This window comes from Sphingomonas radiodurans (assembly GCF_020866845.1).
Classification (GTDB): domain Bacteria; phylum Pseudomonadota; class Alphaproteobacteria; order Sphingomonadales; family Sphingomonadaceae; genus Sphingomonas; species Sphingomonas radiodurans.
Window position 1 is genome coordinate 394,179 of the sequence record NZ_CP086594.1, and the last position, 17,786, is coordinate 411,964.

The window sequence follows — 17,786 nt, forward strand, 5'->3', positions numbered from 1 at the left end:
CGTTTCATTGGGGTGGTGGGATGAACAAGGCGTATCTTAGTGGGTTGGCCGGGCTGATCATGGTGGCGGCGCCGGCAATGGCGGACGTGAAGCAGGGCGTCGATGCGTGGAGCCGCGGCGACTATAAGACCGCGGTCGAGATGTGGCGGCCGCTTGCCACCGCCGGCGACGCGGATGCGCAGTTCAACCTGGGCCAGGCCTATAAGCTGGGCCGCGGCGTGCCGGTCGACCTGCCGATGGCGATCGAATGGTTCCGCAAAGCGGCGGTGCAGGGCCATGCGCAGGCGATCGACAATTACGGCCTCGCGCTGTTCCAGGACGGCAAGAAAGCCGAGGCGCTGCCGTGGCTGGAAAAGTCGGTCGCGCGCGACGAGAAGCGCACGCAGCTCGTATTGGGCACGATGCTGTTCAACGCCGATGGCGTGCCCAGGGACTGGGTACGCGCCTATGCGCTGGTGACGCGATCGTCGCAGCAGAGCCTGCCGCAAGCCTCGCAGACGCTGGCGCAGATGGACCAGTATATCCCCGAGGCGGATCGGCAGAAGGGCCTGGTGCTCGCACGTAAATACGAGACGGATGCGCGCGCGATGGCGGTCGCCACCCCGCCGGCACCGCCGACTGGGCGGACGGCTGGCGCCGGCGCGCCGACGGGCATGGTCAAGGTTCCGCCGGTTGCGAGGCCAAGCCCTGCCGCTCGGCCGACCCCTGCCCCACGGCCGGTCGCGGCAGCGCCGGTGCCAGCGCCGCGCCCGGGGACGGCTGCGCCCGTACCGCGGACCACGGTCAGCGGCGGTGGTTGGCGGATCCAGCTTGGGGCGTTTCGCGACGAGAGCAATGCGCGTGACTTGTGGGCGAAGGTCGGCGCGCGCACCGGGGGCAGCGCGAGCTATCCCAAGGCGGGCAGCGTGACTCGGCTGCAGGCGGGCGGGTTCGCGTCGAAGGCGGCGGCGCAGGCGGCGTGCCGCAAGGCCGGCGTCGCGTGCGTGGTGGTCGCGCCCTGAACGTTTGACTCAGGGCTGGGCTGCGGTGATCAGATGATCCCGCCGCCGAGCATCAGGCGCAGCGTGAAGATGATGATCAGCACGATGTTCAGGTTGCGCCCGGCGTTCGAGCTGGACATTGCGCCCACCGCCGCACCGACGATCCCGATCGGGATGACGAGCCAGTTCATCCACCCGAGCAACGGGATGAAGGCGACCAGCCCGAGCGCGAGCGTGACGAGACCGATCAGGATCGAGACGATGTTCAGCATGGCAATAAGATGGCCATAAACGCGGTGTATTGCAAGAGTGAGACACGCCGGCGCCGCACCCTTCCTTAACCGGTGCTGCGGCATGGGTGGCGGCGAATATCACACCGGGGGTTGACCATGGATCGCCTGTTTCGCCGCGCATCCTTCCTGACGCTGGCGCTGATCGTCGCGGCTTGCGGCAAGGCGCCGAACGAAGAGGCGGCGCTGGCCGATCTCGATAATTCGTTGGCGCAAGTGAATGGCGCGTCGAGCGCGAACGATCCCGCGCTGCAAGGCGCGCTGAAGGACCAGATCATGGTCGATCCGGCGCTGGTGCAGCAGGCCAATGCCGATACGGTGCGCCCGCCGGCGCAGCCCGAATCCGGCGCGGTGCCGCCCGAGGGGATCGCCGATGCGGCGCGCAAGCCGGTGAAGGACGAGGTGCGCCCTGCCCCGCCGGCGTCGGGCGACTGCAAGCAATGCGCCGCCGCGCGCCGCGCGCTGACGCTGGGCGCGCTTGCCGCCAGCCAGGGCGCCTCGGCGCAATGCGCGGCGAACGTCGCTTATTCCAACGACTGGGCGAACCGCCTGCCGCAGGGCGTGCCGCTATATCCCGACGCGCGCGTCGCCGAGGCCGCGGGCGCGGACCGCGACGGCTGCGCGCTGCGCGTCGTGAGTTTCACCAGCGCGGCGCCGATGCAGCGGCTGCTCGACTGGTATTATACGCGGACCAGCGATGCGGGGTATCGCGCCGAGCATCAGGCGGAGGGCAACGAGCATATCCTGGGCGGCACGAAGCGCGGCGCGGCATTCCTGCTGGTGCTCAACCCGCGCAAGGGCGGCGGGACGGACGTGGATTTGATGGCTGATGGGGGGTGAGGAATAGGGGGGTTCGGGTGGGGTTGTGCGATTGGCGTCGGCATTGCCGCTGCTGTGGGCTTAACATGAACAAGCGCAGTTCTATCCATTAAGTGTTATGCCGTCGTTTAAACCGTCGGAAGCGACGAAACGACCTACGATCCTGAGCCGGTCCGGGTAGGTGGACCAGCTAGTCGCTGGCGGCGAACTATTCTCGTATGAGTTGTGATGTTTTACAGCGAACTCGCGCATCAACGTGCCTTTACCGTAGCCCTCCACTCCGCCATCACCAAAATGCTGTAATCGGTTCGGAAGAGTGTTGTTCATTCCCACTTGGTACATGATGAACAGTTCGTTAGCGGCAGCCGTGTCCCATCCCCGGTCTCGGTTTGATGAGGGAAGTACAAATTTAGGTTGCGTACCACGCGTACGCTTTAGTTCAGGGAATAACTCCTCACCACGCACAAGTTTGATGAGCAAGCCAAGTAGGAGTGGCAACTCGATTGGCGTTTGGTTATCCTCCCATGTATGAACAAAAACCCGAAACGCATCCATTATAGCAATCGCTTCCCGTGGAGTTACGTCCCAAGCAGACAGCAGTTCTCCCGCAATTTCAGGCACACTCAAATGCTTCGGTGCTCCATCCACCAGTGACGGTGGGTAGTTCATGCTAGCTTTCCATGGAGCGATACTCTCAAAATGACTGATGACCAGTTCTTTGATCGAGGGGCGGCGCAGGGTATAAGATCGACTGAAAAAACGACGGAGATAATCATCGCTTTCAAAGCCCTCACCGTAGATTGCCTTGATGCTATGAGTCAGTTGTCCGCTGTGCAGCGCAATCACGAACACGACCCCGGGAACGTCAAAAAGGTGCTTTATCTCTTCTAGTAGCTGAATTGCAAAACTAGGTCGGCAGCGATCAAGTTCGTCTACGATAATATAAATTGGCGACACCCGCGGATCGTCGTCCGTTTCAAAGCCTTCCGCGATCGCAAGCAAGTTGGCCTTAAAAGCCTCTCGGCTCGCGGCTCGCTTACGATACTGCTCTAGGAGCGCCTTTCCCGCCCCGTCGACAATCTCGCTAACGCCCTCACCTAGCTTATCTAAACCGGTGACAAGCGGGCTATTGTCATCATCCTCTTTCTTTGTCCCCTTTGCTTTCTCGGTTACTGTCGCCGCGGCATCGTCAAAAATGGTTTCGCCGACATACTTGCCGACCGCCTTGGTTCCCGCGCCGAGCAGTGCTTTTCCGAGGATTGGAAGGGCTGCCCTGGTCATCGCGCTAAATCGAGTACGCAGGGCCTTCGTTCTTAAAAAGTCTTTCAGGGCCACTTCTAACGCGGCCATGATGCCCACCAGCGGTTCGTGGTTCCCGTCATCCACCCAAGCGTCATAGAACGCGACCGGGTGATTTAGGGCGAGGTGTTCGCGAAAGCGCTTGAGGAACCAGCTCTTCCCCTCGCCGTAAGGCGCGTCCAGAGCGAGCACGTAGGCTTCCTTGCGGTCTAAGCTGGCCAAGGCAGCTGCCTCGGACGTTAGGAAGCGTTCGAGCATCACCGCTTCACCATGACGCCCTAGGCGGTCGCCCTTCCAGATATCGCTTGGATTGTTGGCCACCGCCCTGCGCTCCCGAAACGGTCGTTTCGCGACCTGATAGTCAAAGCTGTAACCACAACACGGAAGGCACGACAGCCCTCCCGACAGGGAGCTCGACCGTCCGCCAAGAGCATGTAAAATGACCTCTTCTAGGTCGCCGCAATTCGCGATACGCTGCCCGCGCATGGCCGGGGTGACGAGGCTTCTAAGAAAAGCTCGCGTGTATTCAGATATCACGCCCTCCCTACACGTCACGGATTGAGGCTAGGAGGAGAACTGGCGTCCACGTCGGCGGCCTCGCGCATCGCTTGCTGCGAACGCGCGCGGATCGTAGGGCGCGGGCTATGAATGCTTTGTTTCTCGTGATGGCCGGCGGCGCCGTTGGTGCCGGGCTGCGCCATCTGGTCGGGCGCGCCATGCTCGCCAGCTTCGGGCCGGGGTGGCCGTGGGGCACGCTGACCGTCAATCTGATCGGCGGGCTCGCGATGGGCGTGCTCGCGGGGGTGCTGCTGCGGACGGCGAGTGGCGAGTTCTGGCGGTTGCTGCTGGGCGTGGGCGTGCTTGGCGGGTTCACCACGTTTTCGGCGTTCTCGCTCGACGCGGTGCTGATGATCGAGCGCGGCGAGCTGGGCGCGATGCTGCTATATGTCGTGCTGTCGGTGCTGGGGTCGATCGCGGCGCTGGCGCTGGGGCTCAGCCTGACGCGAGCGATGGCATGAGCGAGCCAGTACGGCAGTTCACCGTCGCGCTCGACGATGATGGCATTCGCGTCGATCGCTGGTGCAAGCGGCATCTGGCTGACACGAGCTTCACGACGGTCGCGAAATGGGCACGGACCGGGCAGATCCGGCTGGATGGCGCGCGCGTCGGCCCGGGCGATCGGATCGCGGCAGGACAGGTGCTGCGGCTGCCGCCCGAGGAAGCGCCGCGCGATGATCCCAAGCCGAAGCGCGAGCGGCCGCCGCTGAGCGAGGACGAAATGGCGTTCGCGCGCGAGATGGTGATCCACCAGGACACCGGGGCATTTGTGCTCAACAAGCCCCCTGGGCTTGCGACGCAGGGCGGCACCAAAACGACGCAGCATGTCGATGGGCTGCTCGACGCGCTGCAGTTCGAGGCGGAGGGGCGGCCCAAGCTGGTCCATCGGCTCGACAAGGATACGTCGGGCGCATTGCTCGTCGCGCGATCGGTGCGGGCGGCGGCGTTCTTTTCCAAGGCGTTTTCGAGCCGGTCGGCGAAGAAGGTGTATTGGGCGCTGGTGGTCGGCGCGCCGTCGATCGAGGACGGGACGGTCGACCTGCCGCTCAACAAGCAGCCGGGCACTGGCGGCGAGAAGATGCACGTGGACGAGGAGGGCGGCATGCCCTCGCGCAGCCGCTATCGCGTGATCGAGCGTGCGGGCAATCGCGCGGCGTGGGTCGAGCTGCAGCCGTTCACGGGGCGGACGCACCAGTTGCGCGTCCATATGGCGGCGATCGGGCATCCGATCGTGGGCGACGGGAAGTATGGCGGGCCGGCGGCGTTCCTGACCGGCGGGATCAGCCGCAAGATGCACCTCCACGCGCGCCGCATCCGCGTCGATCACCCGGATGGGGGTGAGATCGACGTCACCGCCGAGATTCCGACGCATTTCAGGGAAAGCCTGGCGTTGTTAGGGTTCGAGGAGCCGTTGGGCGACATGATGCCGCTCGATACGAAGCCCGAGCCGACGCGCGAGGATCGCAAGGCGGCGGGGCGCGCGCATGCCAAGCAGGTGCGCAAGGCGCGGCGTGGCGAGCGGCGTGGGCGCGGGACGCGGGAGTAGCGTTGCTGCGGCTGGAGTGTGGCGACTTCAGGTAGAAGCTCGAGCCTCCATTGTCATTCCCGCGAAGGCGGAAATCCATAACCGCTGTATTGGAATATGGATTCCCGCCTTCGCGGGAATGACGGGAGAATTCGCGGGAATGACGGGATGGGCGGGTTAGGCTGTCGCCATCGCGCTTCGAGCGTTGCGGTCAAATCGTCAGTGGCAGCAGCGGCGTGCCGAGCGTGTCGCCGACGGCATGCGCGATCAGGATGACCGAGACGCCGGCGGTGAGGCCGCAGAGGACGTAGCCGAGATATTGCATCATCGGCGGGTTCGGGCGGTGAAGTTTCGCGTTGCGCGAGGCGCCCGAGAAGATGAAGCTCAACAACAACCCGTAAAAGAACATTGCCGTGCCGACCATCGTCGCCGCGCCTCTCTTTGCCGATCGGTTCCTGAAGCCTGCCCCCCCGGGCTGCTCTCTCTATGTGCTGAATAGATCATATCGAAGATTGGTTACCAAGGGGTTGGCGGCCGGTTGGTCCCGTTTCGGCTTCGATTGGTCGCGGGCCAGTGGTGGGTGGAAAGACGCGAGGTTAGCCGCCATATCGCTGGCGATGGCGACCGATCCTGCCCGTTCGCGCTGGCTCGTGCTGGTGCTCGTCCGCCTCGTGGCGGCATCCGTGGCGGTGCTGGGGGTGATGCTGCTCGCGAATGGCGAGGAGACGGGGCGCAAGGTGCTGGGCGCGGCGATCGTGCTCGTCGCGCTGTGGACGATGGCGACGGTGCCCCCTGCCCTCGCGCGGCGCTGGCGGAGCCCGATCGAATGAAGCGTTTCTGGACGGACGTGAGCGTCGATGCCGATCGCGTGGTGCGGCTGGACGCGCGGCCGGTGCGCACGCCGGGGCGGACGCCGCTCGCTCTGCCGACCGATGCCTTGGCGACGGCGGTAGCCGACGAATGGCGCGCGGTGGGCGAGACGATCGATCCGCGTGCGATGCCGCTGACGGGGCTCGCCAATGCGGCGATCGATCGCGTTGCGCCTGATCCTGGTCTGTTTGCCGCGGGCTTGGCGAGCTACGCCGAGAGCGACCTGCTCTGTTATCGGGCGGAGGCGCCGGCGGAGCTGGTGGCGCGCGAGGCGGCGGCGTGGGATCCGCTGCTCGACTGGGCGCGGGTACGGTACGACGTGCATTTCGCCTGCGTCGGCGGGATCATGCACCGGGCGCAGCCACCGGCCACCGTCGCGCGGCTGAGCGAAGCGGTGGCGAGCCGCCCGCCGTTCGCGCTGGTCGCGCTGCAGCCGATCGTGACGATCACGGGGACGCTGGTGGGGACGCTCGCGCTGGTCGAGGGCGCGATCGACGCCGAGGGCTTGTGGACTGCGGCGACGGTCGACGAGACCTGGCAGGTGGAGCGGTGGGGCGAGGATGCGCTGGCCGCGGCGGCGCGCGATGCCCGGCGCCGCGAATATGACGCCGCCGTCCGGTTTCTTCGGCTACTCGGCTGATACGCTTGCCGGCGCTGGCGGTCAGTTCTTCAACAGGCTGCGGATGAAGCCGATGATCCCGGTCTGCCGAGACCGCTTAAGGCGCTCGGCGGCCAGGATCTTGCGGACGTCCTCGAAACAGCGATCGAGATCGTCGTTGACCAGGACGTAATCGTAGCCGTCCCAATGGCTTACCTCGTTTGCGGCGCGCGCCATGCGCGCGTCGATCACTTCCTGGCTGTCGGTGGCGCGCTTTTCCAGCCGGTCGCGCAGGATCGCCATCGACGGCGGCAGGATGAACACGCGGACCACGTCACCGCCAGCGAGCTGGTGGAGCTGCTGCGCGCCCTGCCAGTCGATGTCGAACAGGATGTCATGGCCTTCGCTCAGCGTGTGAAAGACGTCCGCCTTTGGGGTGCCGTAGCGATTGTCGAAGACGTGCGCCCATTCGAGGAAGCCGTGGTCGGCAACCATCTCGCGGAAGCGATCGAGCGAGACGAAATGATAATCCTTGCCGTCCTCCTCGCCCGGGCGGATCGGGCGGGTGGTGTAGGATACCGACATCGACAGCCCGTCGTCGGCCGCGAGCAGCTTCTTGGCGATGGTCGATTTGCCCGCCCCTGACGGCGACGACAGGACGAACAACAACCCGCGCCGGTGGAAGCCGTGCGGGTCGGTGGGGGGGGATGCGGCCATGCGCGCTAGTGGCGCGCGCATGGCGTGAGCGTCAAGGTCGTGTTTGGCGTAGCGTCAGAGCGGACGGCGCTTGGTCATCTTGCGGCGATCGTACATCTTCTTCGCGAGGTAACCGCCGCCGAGCACCAGGCCGAGCGGACCCGTGCGCGTGACGGCGCGCGCGGCGAGCATGCCGATCGCTGCGCCCTTCAGGCCGCCACGGCCGCCGCGCTGATTGAGTTGCTTGCCAACAAGCCCGCCGATGATGCTCCGGAGCATGATATTCCTTTCGTTCGTTTGCTGTTCAACAAAGCTGTAACAGATCAGGTTCCGAGCATCGCCTCGGGCCGCACGACGCGATCGAATGTTTCGCCATCGACCAGCCCGAGCGCAAGCCCGGCCTCGCGCAAGGTGAGGCCCTGTTCATGCGCGTGCTTGGCGATCTTGGCGGCATTGTCGTAGCCGATTTCGGGCGCGAGCGCGGTGACGAGCATCAGTGAGCGATCGAGCAGTTCGGCGATGCGGCGCTCGTCGGCTTCGAGGCCATCGATGCAGCGCTCGGCGAAGCTCGTCATGCCGACCGCCAGCAGGTCGATCGAGCGCAGCACCGCGGCGCCGATCATCGGCTTGAAGACGTTGAGTTCGAGGTGGCCCTGCATCCCGCCGACGGTGATCGCGGCATGATTGCCGATCACTTGGGCGGCGACCATCGTCAGCATCTCGACTTGAGTCGGGTTGACCTTGCCGGGCATGATCGAGCTGCCGGGCTCGTTGGCGGGCAGGATCAGTTCGCCGATCCCGCAGCGCGGACCCGAGCCGAGCAGGCGGATGTCGTTCGCGATCTTGGTGAGCGCGACGGCGAGCGTGGCGAGCGTGCTGGAAAGGTGGACGAGCGCGTCGTTGCTCGCCAGCGCCTCGAACTTGTTGTCGGCGGGAACGAAGCGCAGGCCGGTCAGCGCGGAAAGCTCGACCGCCATGTCGCGATCGAACTTTGCGGGCGCGTTGAGGCCGGTGCCGACGGCGGTGCCGCCTTGCGCGAGCGCCAGCACTTCCATGTGCGCCTGCCCAATCCTGGAACCGGCGGTTTCGAGCTGACGTGCATAGCCCGAGAATTCCTGCCCGAGCGTCATGGGGGTCGCGTCCTGCAAGTGCGTGCGGCCGATCTTTACGATGTGCTTCCACGCGGTCGCCTTCGCGGCGACCGCGTCCAGCAGCCGCGCGAGTGCCGGCTGGAGGCGATCCGCCACGCCGCGCGCAGCGGCGACGTGAAGCGCGGTGGGGAAGCTATCGTTCGAGGACTGGCTGCGGTTGACGTCGTCGTTGGGGTGGACCGGCGCCTTGCCGCCGCGGGTGCCGGTGAGCAGTTCGTTGGCGCGGCCGGCGATCACTTCGTTGGCGTTCATGTTGCTTTGCGTGCCGCTGCCGGTTTGCCAGATGACCAGCGGGAACTGATCGTCGAGCGCGCCGGCGACGACTTCCGCGGCGGCTGCCTCGATCGCCTGCGCCTTTTCCGCATCGAGCCCGTGCTTGCGGTTCACGCGGGCGGCGGCCTGCTTAACCAGCGCGAGCGCGTGGACAATCGCGAGCGGCATCCGCTCGGTGGACGGGAACGGGAAGTTCTCGATCGAACGCTGCGTTTGGGCGCCCCAATAGGCGTTGGCGGGGACGTCGATCGGGCCGAGCGAGTCGGTTTCGGTGCGTGTCATGCGGCAGACATGGGGATGGCTGTCAGGGGATTAAATCCCATGAAGTCGTGCGCGGCGGAGCCGCGCCGGGCGGCGGTTCGCGCCGCCGACGAGGCCGCTGCGTAACGACGCTACGCCGCCCGCTCCCTATTTCTTGCGCTTGAAATCCACGCTGACCACGTTCGAGCCGTCGTCGGCTGGCGCCGTTACCGGTGAGCCGTCGTTTTCGGCCGGGTCGTGCGGGCCGGGGCCGTCGCCGGGGCCTTCCTGCGCCTGGAAGCGCAGCTCGAAATTCACCGACGGATCGTGGAAACCAGTGATTGCCGAATAGGGAATGACGAGCTTCGAGGGCACCTGATTGAAGCTGAGGCCGACCGAAAAACGCGTGTCGTCCACCGTCAGATCCCAGTAGCGGTTCTGCAGCACGATCGTCATTTCATCGGGGAAGCGCTCGATCAGCCGTTTGGGGATGTCGACGCCGGCGCCTTGCGTCTTGAAGGTGATGTAGAAATGATGCTCGCCGGGCAGCCCGCCGCCTTCGGCGACCGAGCCGAGCACGCGGCCGACGACGGCGCGCAGCGCCTCCTGCACGATCTCGTCGTACGGAATCAGGCTGTCTTGTGATTGATCGTCCATTGGGGCCATGCCTAACGGACCGCCGCGTGCGGTCAAGAACGGACCGCGGCGCTTGGTCAAGATTGCATGGCGTGCTCGCTCCGCTATGTGCGCGGCCATGCGCACTGCCACCATCCGCCGCGACACCAGCGAAACCACGATTGCCGTTACCGTCAACCTCGACGGCACCGGCATCTACCGCGTGTCGACCGGTGTCGGCTTCTTCGATCACATGCTCGAGCAACTGTCGCGGCACTCGCTGATCGACCTCGACGTGGAGACGAAGGGCGATCTGCACATCGACCAGCATCATACCGTCGAGGACACCGGCATCGCGATCGGCGAGGCGATCGCCACGGCGCTCGGCGACAAGCGCGGCATCCGCCGCTATGGCGACGCGCTGTCGCCGATGGACGAGACGCTGACGCGGGTTGCGCTCGACATCTCGGGCCGGCCGTGGCTGGTGTGGGACACCGAGTTCACGCAGAAGAAGCTGGGCGAGATGGACACCGAGCTATTCAAGCACTGGTTCCACAGCTTCGCGCAGGCGGCCGGGATCACGCTGCACGTCGAGACGCTGCACGGCGAGAACAACCATCACATCGCCGAAAGCGCCTTCAAGGGCCTGGCGCGCGCGCTGCGCACCGCGGTGGAGATCGATCCGCGCAAGGCGGACGCGATCCCGTCGACCAAGGGGGTGCTGTGACGCTGGCGCTGGTCGATATCCAGTCGGGCAACCTCCACTCGGTCGAGAATGCCTTGCGCGCGGCAGGCGCGAGCGACGTGGTGATCACCGCGGATCCGGACGTGATCGCGAAGGCCGATCGGATCGTCCTGCCCGGCGTCGGGGCGTTCGGGGCGTGCGCGGCGAATTTGCGTGCGGTGGATGGGCTGGAGGCGGCATTGCGGCGGCGTGTGCTCGACGAGGCGGCGCCGTTTCTCGGCATTTGCGTGGGAATGCAATTGCTTGCCGACCGCGGCGAGGAACTTGGGCAGTATGAGGGGCTTGGCTGGATTGCGGGAATTGTGCGGCGGATCGATCCGGCGGGCACGGATGCCAAGGTGCCGCACATGGGGTGGAACGACGTGACGCCGGTGGGCGAGCATCCGCTCGTCGTGCCGGGCGAGGCGTATTTCCTGCACAGCTATGCCTTCGAAGGTGAAGGCGTAATTGCGCGGACCGATCATGCCGGCCCCGTGACCGCGGCGATCGGGCGCGACACGATCGTCGGCGTGCAATTCCATCCCGAGAAGAGCCAGCGCTATGGCCTCGATCTTCTTGCACGCTTTCTGGAGTGGCGGCCGTGAGCCTCATCGTATTTCCCGCGATCGACCTGAAGGCCGGGCAAGTCGTTCGGCTTGCCGAGGGCGATATGGATCGCGCGACGGTCTATGGCGACGATCCAGCAGCGCAGGCGATGCTATTCGCCGAGGCGGGCGCCGGGCATCTGCATGTGGTCGACCTGGATGGCGCGTTCGCCGGCGAGAGCCGCAACGGCGATGCGGTGCGGGCGATCGTCGACCGCTTTCCGGGGCATGTTCAGCTTGGTGGCGGCATCCGGACGCCGGCGAGCGTGGATGGCTGGTTCGAAGCTGGCGTCTCGCGGGTCGTGATCGGCACCGCGGCGCTCGAGAACCCGCAGTTCGTGCGCGACATGGCGGCGGCGTTTCCGGGCGGGATCGTGGTTGCGGTCGATGCGCGTGACGGGATGGTGGCGACCAAGGGCTGGGCCGATGTGTCGACGACCAGCGCGGTCGATCTCGCGCGGCGGTTCGAGGATGCCGGGGTCGCGGCGCTGCTGTTCACCGACGTGGGGCGCGACGGGATGCTGAAGGGCTGCAACGTCGAGGCGACGGTGGATCTGGCGCGTGCCGTCTCAATCCCGGTGATCGCGAGCGGCGGGGTGAAGGGCATTGCCGAGATCCACGTGCTGGCGCTGCATGCGCGCGACGGGATCGAGGGGGTAATCACGGGCCGCGCGCTGTATGACGGGCGGCTCGATTTGGCAGCGGCGTTGAACGTGGCGGCCGCGGCGTGACGGTTCGGGCGCGTGTGATCCCCTGCCTCGACGTGGCGAACGGGCGCGTCGTGAAGGGGGTCAACTTCGTCGATCTGGTCGATGCGGGCGATCCGGTCGAGCAGGCGCGGGCCTATGATGCCGCGGGGGCGGATGAGCTTTGCTTTCTTGATATCGGCGCTAGCCATGAGGGCCGCGAGACGATCCTCGATGTCGTGCGGCGGACGGCGGCGGTGTGTTTCATGCCGCTGACGGTCGGTGGCGGGGTGCGATCGGCGGAGGATGCGCGCGCGTTGCTGCTGGCGGGGGCGGACAAGGTGGCGGTCAATTCGGCGGCGGTCGCGCGGCCCGAGGTCGTCGCGGATATCGCCGAGCGGTTCGGGAGACAATGCTGCGTCGCGAGCGTCGATGCGCGGCGCGTGGGCGATGGCTGGGAAGTGTTCACGCATGGCGGCCGGCGCGCGACCGGGCTCGACGCCGTCGAGCATGCGCTGCGGCTGGCGGAGCTTGGCGCGGGCGAGATCCTGCTGACGTCGATGGATCGCGACGGGACGCGCGACGGCTATGACCTGGCACTGGTGCGCGCGATCGCGGATCGCACCAGTGTGCCGGTGGTGGCGTCGGGGGGCGTGGGCACGCTCGATCATCTCGTCGCGGGGGTGACGCAGGGGCATGCCTCGGCGGTGCTGGCGGCATCGATCTTCCATTTCGGCGAGGCGACGATTGCGGAGGCGCATGCGGCGCTTGCGGCGGCGGGCGTGCCGGTGCGGGCTCACTGATCCTTTACCAGCCATGCGCTAGGGCTGGCCGCAGCATCATGTGGTTGTTCGCGCTCCTCTTCCTCGCCCTGCCCGCGCTGGCGGACAATGGCCATTCGGGCGTCGCGACGGCGCGCACAGGCCCGGAACTGTCGGACTTTGCGCTGTTCGTCGTCGCCGCGATCGCGGTCTGGCTGACGCGGCGTGCGTTGCGGCGGCGCGCGCGAAAAGGTTGACCGCGAGGTTGACCCCGGGGCCGGCGCGCGGCACCGCGCCACCATGGCCGAAACCGACACGCTGGACCGCCTCGAAGCCACGATCCGCGCGCGCAAGGACACGCCCGCGGTGCGATCGTACACCGCCAGCCTGTTCTTCCAGGGCCGTCACAAGATCGCGCAGAAGCTGGGCGAGGAAGCGGTCGAGACGGTGATCGCGGCGTGCTCGGGCGACGATACGAAGATCGTGCCCGAAGCCGCGGACCTGATGTTTCACTTGCTCGTGCTGCTCGCCGACGCCGGGCTGAGCCTGGACGACGTGCGCCGCGAACTCGATCGCCGCGAGGGGCAGTCCGGCCACGATGAAAAGGCCGGCCGTCCGCTCTCCTTCCGCCCCGAGTGAGATCATCATGCCCGTCGATGCCACCCTGCCCTATGACGATCAGAACATCTTCGCGCGCATCCTGCGCGGCGAGATCCCGTCGAAGACGGTGTACGAGGACGAGCACGCGCTGGCGTTCCACGACATCGCGCCATGGTCTCCGACGCATATCCTGGTGATCCCAAAGGGGCCGTATGTGAGCTGGGACGACTTTTCGGCGAAGGCGAGCGACGCGGAGATCGCGGGGTTCGTTCGTGCGGTGGGGCATGTCGCGCGTGCGGCGGGGCTGGTGACGCCGGGGTATCGGCTGCTCGCCAATGCCGGGCCGCACAGCCATCAGGAAGTGCCGCACCTGCACGTCCATATTCTCGCCGGGCGGCCGCTGGGGCCGATGCTGATCGTGAACGACAGCAGCCGGTAAGCTCGCGCCGATATAGAAAAACCCGTTCGTCCCGAGCGAAGTCGAGGGACATGACGAGGCGAGACGGTGCCTCGACTGCGCTCGGCACGAACGGGCTGAGTCACCGAAATGTCGCACTGCGGCACGCGGCGTCGCAGAGGGATTGCGCGTCGCCGTTCTCCCGCTAGGCTTTAGAGCATAAGCATTTGGGCCGCCGGGGACGCGGCCGAGGGAGATTTATGGCGACACGACCCGCTGGCGGGATTTTTTCGCGCATGATGGCGCGCAAGTCGATCGCGCAGGTTCAGCGCGAGACGGCGACGAGCGAACTCAAGCGCACGCTCGGCAAATGGAACCTGCTGCTGCTTGGTGTCGGGTGCATCATCGGCGCCGGCATCTTCGTGCGGACCGGCAGCGCGGCAGCGCTGCATGCCGGGCCGGCGGTGCTGCTGTCGTTCGTGGTGGCGGGGATCGTCTGCGCGTTTGCGGGGCTCTGCTATGCCGAGCTTTCGTCCACCCTGCCCGTTTCGGGGTCGGCCTATACCTATGGCTATACAACGCTCGGCGAGTTCGTGGCGTGGATCATGGGAGCGTTGCTGCTGCTGGAGTATGGGCTGGCGGCATCGGTGGTTGCGGTTGGCTGGGGCGGCTATGTCGTCAGCCTTCTCGCGGACGTTGGGCTGCAGATCCCGCCGCAGTTCACCGGGCCGGCGGGCTATCCGCTGATGCGCGACGGCGTGCAGGTGGTGGTCGATGGCCAGCCAGTGACGACGATCTTCAACATGCCGGCGTTCCTGATCTGCATCGCGCTTTCCGCACTGCTGGTGCGCGGCGTGGCGGAATCGGCAAAGGTCAACAATATCATCGTCGCGATCAAGGTGAGCGTGCTCGTCGCGTTCATCGCGGTCGGCGGGTTGATCGTGCTGTCGAACCTGGGCGATCTCGTCGCCAAGAATTGGACGCCGTTCATTCCTGAGAACCAGGGCGACGGCAAATACGGCGTCGACGGCATCATGCGCGCCGCCTCGATCGTGTTCTTCGCCTATATCGGCTTCGAGGCCGTTTCGACTGCAGGGCAGGAAGCCAAGGACCCGAAGAAGGACATGCCGTTCGGCATCATCGGGTCGCTGGTCGTCTGTACCGTCATCTACATGCTCGTCGCGGCGATCATGACGCTGCTGGTGCCTTATGGCTCGCTCAACGTTCCCGATCCGGTCGCGGTGGTGGTCGACAGCTTCGGGCCGCAATGGGGCTGGCTCGCCAAGCTCATCAAGGTCGGCGCGATCATCGGCCTCACCTCGGTGGTGCTGGTGCTGATGTACGGCCAGACGCGCATCTTCTATACGATGGCGCGTGACGGCCTGCTGCCGCGCGTGTTCGCGACCGTTCATCCGAAGTTCAAGACGCCGTGGATCAACACGCTGCTGGTCGGCGTGATTACCGCGGTCGCGGCCGGGTTCTTCGACATCAACGTGCTGGGCGACATGACATCGGTGGGCACGCTTGCGGCATTCGCGATCGTCTGCCTGTCCGTGATCTACCTGCGCCGCGCCGCGCCCGAGCTGCCACGTGGCTTCTCGGTGCCACTGTATCCGGTGCTGCCGATCCTCGGCATCCTCTCGTGCGCGTATCTCATCACGACCGTGCCGTGGAACGTGCTGAAGTTTTTCATCTGGTATATGCTCGGCGGCGTGGTGCTGTATTTCGCGTACGGCATCCGCCACTCGAACCTGCAGCTGGGTCGCGAGCAGGATGATCTGCCCGACATGACCGAGCTGCCGGCGCCGGTCGGCACGCAGCCGTAAGCCGACGCCATCGCTAGCCCGTTCGCCCTTCGACAAGATCGGGGCGGACGGGATAGGGATCGGCGATGAAGACCGCCCTGCCCGACACCGATTCTGCCGCTGCCGCCGAACTCGAAGCGCTTGCCGCCGAGATCGCGCACCACAATCGCCGCTATCACACCGACGATGCGCCCGAGATTTCGGACGCCGAGTATGACGCGCTGGTGCGGCGCAACACCGCGATCGAAGCCGCCTTTCCGCATCTGATCCGCACGGACTCGCCCTCGCGGCAGGTCGGCGCGGCGCCGGCGGGGCATCTTGCCAAGGTTGCGCATGCCAAGGCGATGACGAGCCTCGACAATGCATTTTCCGACGAGGAGGTCGAAGAGTTCGTCGCGCGGGTGCGGCGGTTCCTGAAGCTGCCGGACGATGTCGAGGTGGCGCTGACCGCCGAGCCGAAGATCGACGGGCTTTCCTGCTCGTTGCGTTACGAGCAGCGTCGTCTAGTGCAGGCTCTGACCCGCGGCGACGGGACGACAGGTGAGGACGTGACCGCCAACGTGCGGACGATCGGCGACATTCCCGATACCCTCCCCGCCGAGGCACCGGACGTGTTCGAGGTGCGCGGCGAGGTGTATATGGCGAAGGCCGATTTTACCGCGCTCAACGCGCGGCTTGCGACGGAGGCGGCGGGGAGCGGAAAGGAGGCGCGGCAGTTCGCCAATCCGCGCAACGCTGCGGCGGGATCGCTGCGGCAGAAGGATGCGGATGTTACCGCGAGCCGCCCCTTGCGGTTCCTGGCGCATGGGCTCGGCGAGACGAGCGCGGTGCCCGGCGATACGCAGGCGGCGGTGGTCGAGACGATCCGCGGATGGGGATTTCCGGTGGCGGACGGCTTCGCGCGGGTGGCGGACGCGGCCGCGGCGCTGGATTGCTATCGCGCGATCGAGGCGACGCGGGCGGACCTGCCGTTCGATATCGACGGGGTCGTCTACAAGGTCGATCGGCTCGACTGGCAGGAGCGGCTCGGCTTCGTCGCGCGCGCACCGCGTTGGGCGATCGCGCACAAGTTTCCGGCCGAGCGCGCGCAGACGACGCTCAATGCGATCGACATCCAGGTCGGGCGGACGGGCAAGCTCACGCCGGTGGCGAAGCTGGAGCCAGTGACGGTGGGTGGCGTCGTCGTGCGCAATGCGACGCTGCACAATGCCGACGAGATCGGCCGGCTGGGCGTGCGCCCAGGTGATCGCGTGGTGCTGCAGCGCGCGGGCGACGTGATTCCGCAGATCGTCGAGAATTTGACCCGCGAGACGCCGCGTGAGGCGTGGCATTTCCCGACGCATTGCCCCGAGTGCGGATCGGAGGCGGTGCGCGAGCCGGGCGAGGTCGACTGGCGCTGTTCGGGCGGGCTGGTGTGCCCGGCGCAGGCGGTCGAACGGCTGCGGCACTTCGCCTCGCGCCATGCGCTCGACATCGAAGGGCTGGGCATCACCAACATCGAGAACTTCTTCGCGGACAAATTGATCGCGCGGCCGGCGGACATCTTCCGGCTGACCGAGCAGGTGTTGCTGGCGCGCGAGCGCTGGGCGGAAGTTTCGGCGCGCAACCTGATCGCGGCGATCGACGCCAAGCGCGCGCCCCCGCTCGACCGCTTCCTGTTCGCGCTCGGCATCCGCCATGTCGGCGAAGTCACCGCGCGCGATCTGGCGCGGCGGTGGACGAGCTGGGCGGCGTTCCGCGCGATGGTCGCGGCTGGGGTCACGGCGCGCGACGCCATGCTGCAGGCGATCGGCGAGAGTGACGACAAGCTCCTCGCGCGCACCGCCAAGGAGCTGGCGGCGATCGTCGATACCAAGCAAGTCGGCCCCGAAGTCGCGCTCGCACTGATCGACTTCTTCGCCGAGGAGCGCAACGACGCGGCGGTCGAGGATCTGCTGCGCGAGATTGCGCCGGCGGATGTCGTCCACCTCACCCGCACGTCGGAAGTATCGGGGAAGACAGTGGTGTTCACCGGAACGTTAGAGACGATGAGCCGCGACGAGGCGAAGGCGCAGGCCGAGGCGCTCGGCGCGCGAGTCGCGGGATCCGTGTCGGCAAAGACCGACCTGGTCGTCGCGGGGCCGGGCGCGGGATCGAAGGCCAAGAAGGCGACCGATCTGGGCATTCGGGTTGTCGACGAAGCAGGGTGGCAAGCGATCGTAGCGGCGGCGGGCTGACCCAGCCGTCTGATCTGTCGCCTTTTTGCAACGCAACACGATCGAATCCGGTTCCACCCGGAATCCCGCGGCCGATGT

General features: G+C 66.3%; 22 protein-coding genes. 15 read left to right on the forward strand and 7 right to left on the reverse strand.

Going from position 1 to position 17,786, the window contains the following annotated elements; all coding sequences use genetic code 11:
* The first annotated feature begins 20 nt into the window (after positions 1-20).
* Positions 21-1,001, forward strand: coding sequence for an SPOR domain-containing protein (locus tag LLW23_RS01835; protein WP_228947091.1), 981 nt, complete (start codon positions 21-23; stop codon positions 999-1,001).
* Positions 1,002-1,030: 29 nt separating this feature from the next.
* On the opposite strand, the gene LLW23_RS01840 is transcribed toward LLW23_RS01835, so the two are convergent.
* Complete coding sequence (locus LLW23_RS01840) at positions 1,031-1,252, reverse strand: hypothetical protein (protein ID WP_228947092.1); 222 nt, start codon at positions 1,250-1,252, stop codon at positions 1,031-1,033.
* 117 nt (positions 1,253-1,369) lie between these two features.
* Between LLW23_RS01840 and LLW23_RS01845 the strand changes: the two genes are divergently transcribed.
* On the forward strand, positions 1,370-2,110 hold the full coding sequence (locus LLW23_RS01845; protein WP_228947093.1) for a hypothetical protein: 741 nt from the start codon (positions 1,370-1,372) through the stop codon (positions 2,108-2,110).
* 81 nt (positions 2,111-2,191) lie between these two features.
* Here the strand turns inward: LLW23_RS01845 and LLW23_RS01850 are convergent, their stop codons facing one another.
* Positions 2,192-3,709, reverse strand: a complete 1,518-nt coding sequence (locus LLW23_RS01850; protein ID WP_228947094.1) for a KAP family P-loop NTPase fold protein — start codon at positions 3,707-3,709, stop codon at positions 2,192-2,194.
* 323 nt (positions 3,710-4,032) lie between these two features.
* Here LLW23_RS01850 and crcB point away from each other — a divergent pair, with 323 nt between their 5' ends.
* Together crcB and LLW23_RS01860 are read left to right on the forward strand one after the other, a co-directional pair.
* Positions 4,033-4,407, forward strand: a complete 375-nt coding sequence (crcB, locus tag LLW23_RS01855; RefSeq protein WP_228947095.1) for a fluoride efflux transporter CrcB — start codon at positions 4,033-4,035, stop codon at positions 4,405-4,407.
* Entirely contained in the window at positions 4,404-5,492 is a 1,089-nt protein-coding gene (locus LLW23_RS01860; RefSeq protein ID WP_228947096.1) for an RluA family pseudouridine synthase, read from the forward strand. The genes crcB and LLW23_RS01860 overlap by 4 nt, the downstream gene beginning before the upstream one ends.
* Before the next feature lie 190 nt (positions 5,493-5,682).
* Here LLW23_RS01860 and LLW23_RS01865 read toward each other — a convergent pair whose 3' ends face one another.
* Positions 5,683-5,895 carry a hypothetical protein gene (locus LLW23_RS01865; protein ID WP_228947097.1) on the reverse strand — a complete coding sequence of 71 codons (213 nt, stop codon included), beginning with the start codon at positions 5,893-5,895 and terminating at the stop codon, positions 5,683-5,685.
* Between the two features lie 193 nt (positions 5,896-6,088).
* Between LLW23_RS01865 and LLW23_RS01870 the strand changes: the two genes are divergently transcribed.
* Positions 6,089-6,301: a hypothetical protein gene (locus LLW23_RS01870; RefSeq protein ID WP_228947098.1), complete on the forward strand. Its 213-nt coding sequence runs from the start codon at positions 6,089-6,091 to the stop codon at positions 6,299-6,301.
* Positions 6,298-6,981: an ATP12 family chaperone protein gene (locus LLW23_RS01875; RefSeq protein ID WP_228947099.1), complete on the forward strand. Its 684-nt coding sequence runs from the start codon at positions 6,298-6,300 to the stop codon at positions 6,979-6,981. The genes LLW23_RS01870 and LLW23_RS01875 overlap by 4 nt, the downstream gene beginning before the upstream one ends.
* 21 nt (positions 6,982-7,002) lie before the next feature.
* Here LLW23_RS01875 and gmk read toward each other — a convergent pair whose 3' ends face one another.
* From gmk to LLW23_RS01895, 4 genes are all read right to left on the reverse strand, one after another.
* Complete coding sequence (gene gmk / locus LLW23_RS01880) at positions 7,003-7,656, reverse strand: guanylate kinase (RefSeq protein ID WP_228947100.1); 654 nt, start codon at positions 7,654-7,656, stop codon at positions 7,003-7,005.
* Between the two features lie 54 nt (positions 7,657-7,710).
* Positions 7,711-7,914, reverse strand: a complete 204-nt coding sequence (locus tag LLW23_RS01885) for a hypothetical protein (protein WP_228947101.1) — start codon at positions 7,912-7,914, stop codon at positions 7,711-7,713.
* A gap of 44 nt (positions 7,915-7,958) precedes the next feature.
* The gene (gene fumC / locus LLW23_RS01890) at positions 7,959-9,341 is read right to left on the reverse strand and encodes a class II fumarate hydratase (protein ID WP_228947102.1); all 1,383 of its coding nucleotides are present in this window, start codon (positions 9,339-9,341) and stop codon (positions 7,959-7,961) included.
* Between the two features lie 126 nt (positions 9,342-9,467).
* A complete protein-coding gene (locus LLW23_RS01895) occupies positions 9,468-9,956 on the reverse strand; it encodes an SspB family protein (RefSeq protein ID WP_228947103.1) in 489 nt (162 codons plus the stop codon).
* A gap of 97 nt (positions 9,957-10,053) precedes the next feature.
* On the opposite strand from LLW23_RS01895, the gene hisB reads away from it, so the two are divergent.
* From hisB to ligA, 9 genes are all read left to right on the forward strand, one after another.
* Positions 10,054-10,641: an imidazoleglycerol-phosphate dehydratase HisB gene (gene hisB / locus LLW23_RS01900; RefSeq protein WP_228947104.1), complete on the forward strand. Its 588-nt coding sequence runs from the start codon at positions 10,054-10,056 to the stop codon at positions 10,639-10,641.
* A complete protein-coding gene (gene hisH, locus LLW23_RS01905; protein WP_228947105.1) occupies positions 10,638-11,243 on the forward strand; it encodes an imidazole glycerol phosphate synthase subunit HisH in 606 nt (201 codons plus the stop codon). The genes hisB and hisH overlap by 4 nt, the downstream gene beginning before the upstream one ends.
* Positions 11,240-11,974 carry a 1-(5-phosphoribosyl)-5-[(5-phosphoribosylamino)methylideneamino]imidazole-4-carboxamide isomerase gene (gene hisA, locus LLW23_RS01910; protein ID WP_228947106.1) on the forward strand — a complete coding sequence of 245 codons (735 nt, stop codon included), beginning with the start codon at positions 11,240-11,242 and terminating at the stop codon, positions 11,972-11,974. The genes hisH and hisA overlap by 4 nt, the downstream gene beginning before the upstream one ends.
* Complete coding sequence (hisF, locus tag LLW23_RS01915) at positions 11,971-12,732, forward strand: imidazole glycerol phosphate synthase subunit HisF (RefSeq protein ID WP_228947107.1); 762 nt, start codon at positions 11,971-11,973, stop codon at positions 12,730-12,732. Before hisA ends, hisF begins: the two co-directional genes overlap by 4 nt.
* Positions 12,733-12,776: 44 nt before the next feature.
* Positions 12,777-12,947: a hypothetical protein gene (locus LLW23_RS01920; protein ID WP_228948644.1), complete on the forward strand. Its 171-nt coding sequence runs from the start codon at positions 12,777-12,779 to the stop codon at positions 12,945-12,947.
* 43 nt (positions 12,948-12,990) lie between these two features.
* On the forward strand, positions 12,991-13,329 hold the full coding sequence (locus LLW23_RS01925; protein ID WP_228947108.1) for a phosphoribosyl-ATP diphosphatase: 339 nt from the start codon (positions 12,991-12,993) through the stop codon (positions 13,327-13,329).
* Between the two features lie 7 nt (positions 13,330-13,336).
* Positions 13,337-13,729, forward strand: a complete 393-nt coding sequence (locus LLW23_RS01930; protein ID WP_228947109.1) for a histidine triad nucleotide-binding protein — start codon at positions 13,337-13,339, stop codon at positions 13,727-13,729.
* A gap of 218 nt (positions 13,730-13,947) precedes the next feature.
* A complete protein-coding gene (locus LLW23_RS01935) occupies positions 13,948-15,513 on the forward strand; it encodes an amino acid permease (RefSeq protein WP_228947110.1) in 1,566 nt (521 codons plus the stop codon).
* A 65-nt stretch (positions 15,514-15,578) separates the two neighbouring features.
* Positions 15,579-17,708 (forward strand): NAD-dependent DNA ligase LigA, encoded by a 2,130-nt coding sequence (gene ligA / locus LLW23_RS01940; RefSeq protein ID WP_228947111.1) that lies wholly within the window; start codon positions 15,579-15,581, stop codon positions 17,706-17,708.
* The last annotated feature ends 78 nt before the right edge of the window (positions 17,709-17,786 follow it).

What these genes read in the sequence shown, in the direction of transcription:
- LLW23_RS01870 (WP_228947098.1), top strand. Translation starts at nt 6,089, where the DNA reads ATGGCGACCGATCCTGCCCGTTCGCGCTGGCTCGTGCTGGTGCTCGTC.
- LLW23_RS01865 (WP_228947097.1), bottom strand. Translation starts at nt 5,895, where the DNA reads ATGGTCGGCACGGCAATGTTCTTTTACGGGTTGTTGTTGAGCTTCATC.
- LLW23_RS01895 (WP_228947103.1), bottom strand. Translation starts at nt 9,956, where the DNA reads ATGGACGATCAATCACAAGACAGCCTGATTCCGTACGACGAGATCGTG.
- LLW23_RS01835 (WP_228947091.1), top strand. Translation starts at nt 21, where the DNA reads ATGAACAAGGCGTATCTTAGTGGGTTGGCCGGGCTGATCATGGTGGCG.
- gmk (WP_228947100.1), bottom strand. Translation starts at nt 7,656, where the DNA reads ATGGCCGCATCCCCCCCCACCGACCCGCACGGCTTCCACCGGCGCGGG.
- LLW23_RS01860 (WP_228947096.1), top strand. Translation starts at nt 4,404, where the DNA reads ATGAGCGAGCCAGTACGGCAGTTCACCGTCGCGCTCGACGATGATGGC.
- LLW23_RS01845 (WP_228947093.1), top strand. Translation starts at nt 1,370, where the DNA reads ATGGATCGCCTGTTTCGCCGCGCATCCTTCCTGACGCTGGCGCTGATC.
- LLW23_RS01840 (WP_228947092.1), bottom strand. Translation starts at nt 1,252, where the DNA reads ATGCTGAACATCGTCTCGATCCTGATCGGTCTCGTCACGCTCGCGCTC.
- LLW23_RS01875 (WP_228947099.1), top strand. Translation starts at nt 6,298, where the DNA reads ATGAAGCGTTTCTGGACGGACGTGAGCGTCGATGCCGATCGCGTGGTG.
- LLW23_RS01930 (WP_228947109.1), top strand. Translation starts at nt 13,337, where the DNA reads ATGCCCGTCGATGCCACCCTGCCCTATGACGATCAGAACATCTTCGCG.
- crcB (WP_228947095.1), top strand. Translation starts at nt 4,033, where the DNA reads ATGAATGCTTTGTTTCTCGTGATGGCCGGCGGCGCCGTTGGTGCCGGG.
- fumC (WP_228947102.1), bottom strand. Translation starts at nt 9,341, where the DNA reads ATGACACGCACCGAAACCGACTCGCTCGGCCCGATCGACGTCCCCGCC.
- LLW23_RS01885 (WP_228947101.1), bottom strand. Translation starts at nt 7,914, where the DNA reads ATGCTCCGGAGCATCATCGGCGGGCTTGTTGGCAAGCAACTCAATCAG.
- ligA (WP_228947111.1), top strand. Translation starts at nt 15,579, where the DNA reads ATGAAGACCGCCCTGCCCGACACCGATTCTGCCGCTGCCGCCGAACTC.
- LLW23_RS01935 (WP_228947110.1), top strand. Translation starts at nt 13,948, where the DNA reads ATGGCGACACGACCCGCTGGCGGGATTTTTTCGCGCATGATGGCGCGC.
- hisB (WP_228947104.1), top strand. Translation starts at nt 10,054, where the DNA reads ATGCGCACTGCCACCATCCGCCGCGACACCAGCGAAACCACGATTGCC.
- LLW23_RS01925 (WP_228947108.1), top strand. Translation starts at nt 12,991, where the DNA reads ATGGCCGAAACCGACACGCTGGACCGCCTCGAAGCCACGATCCGCGCG.